This window comes from Desulfovibrio sp. SGI.102 (genome assembly GCF_050314315.1).
GTDB lineage: Bacteria > Desulfobacterota > Desulfovibrionia > Desulfovibrionales > Desulfovibrionaceae > Desulfovibrio.
The window spans coordinates 1-434 of sequence record NZ_JBNPNC010000139.1 but is presented as its reverse complement, the minus strand read 5'-3'; the positions used below and the strand labels follow the sequence as shown (position 1 = coordinate 434).

Sequence of the window (434 nt, the reverse complement as noted above, 5' to 3'; positions counted from 1 at the left end):
TTTTGACGCCGCCCTGTATCCAGCCTTCCCGGGGCGGCGTTTTTATTGGCCGCGCCGGGCCCCGAAACGGGAAGGAGCATTTTGCAAAAAACGGCTATCCCGTAAAAATTTCGCCGCACCATCCAACGCTCATGCCGGCCGCCCATACGCGGCGCCCCACGTCCGGCCCCGGCCGGATCGCATACCATCACAAGGAGACAACATGTCCCGTTTTCCCCGTTTTCTGTCCGGTCTCGCCCTTATGCTGGCCCTGCCCCTGTCCGGTTGCCTGGATACCGGCCCGGACGTGGTCTGCGTGGATGTGGACCGTGTCCTCAGCCAGTCCAGGGCCGCGCAGCAGGCCAACGAACACCTGGCCAAAGTCCAGGCCATCCTGCAGAACGGCCTGGCCGCCTATCAGGAAGAACTGAAGAAAAGCCCTGAAGAAAAACGCG

General features: G+C 62.2%; 1 pseudogene. It reads left to right on the top strand.

Annotation, left to right across the window (positions count from 1 at the left end):
- Positions 1–202: 202 nt before the first annotated feature.
- A pseudogene (locus ACQRCJ_RS12520) lies at positions 203–434 on the top strand (hypothetical protein); the annotation flags it as partial.